General features: G+C 60.9%; 1 protein-coding gene. It reads left to right on the top strand.

What is annotated here, in order from left to right; all coding sequences use genetic code 11:
- Positions 1 to 282: 282 nt before the first annotated feature.
- A partial coding sequence (locus tag J0A65_RS25025) for a DUF3391 domain-containing protein (RefSeq protein WP_206596934.1) occupies positions 283 to 645 on the top strand: 363 nt, incomplete at its 3' end.

Here is a 645-nt window from a genome sequence, read left to right as displayed (position 1 = left end):
GCGCGGCCTGGCCGGGCAGCACGAATTTGCCCAGCGCGATCAGCAGCAACGGGCCGATCAGGATCAGGGTGTTGGCGAGTAGCAGAACGACGTTCGCAAGGCCGGTCAGCAGGGGGCGCATGTCGACTCCATGGCAGGCGGTGAGCGGCCATCTTATGCAAGCGCGACGCTTTGCTCAAAGCGCTGCTGACTGGCCTATTGCCAGTTGAGAGGCTATATACCCATGAGCCTCATCGGAAGTAGCCTGGTCAGGGAAGGCATTCTCATCTTTCGGTACATGCCATGCTCAAGCGGATCGCCGTCACCGATCTTCGTGTCGGAATGTTCATTCAGGAATTCTGTGGTTCGTGGATGGATCACCCCTTCTGGAAATCCAAGTTCGTCCTCAACTCCGAAAAGGATCTCGCACGCATTCGCGACAGCGCGATCAGCGAACTGTGGATCGACGTCAGCAAGGGAGCTGACGTCGCCGCCGGTGTGCAGGCCGCCACCGAGGCCGAGGTCGAATGCGAGGCACAGGCCCGCCTGCTGGCCGCCATCGAGCCACCCAAGGTCAGGAACCTGTCGATGGAGCAGGAGCTGGAGCAGGCGGTCAAGCTGTGCGCGCGCTCCAAGCAGGCAGTGGTGGACATGTTCAGCGATGCA

It is taken from the genome of Bowmanella yangjiangensis (assembly GCF_017255015.1).
Taxonomy (GTDB): Bacteria; Pseudomonadota; Gammaproteobacteria; order Enterobacterales; family Alteromonadaceae; genus Bowmanella; species Bowmanella yangjiangensis.
Note: the sequence above shows the minus strand (reverse complement) of the source record. Positions and strands in the feature narration are given on the sequence as shown.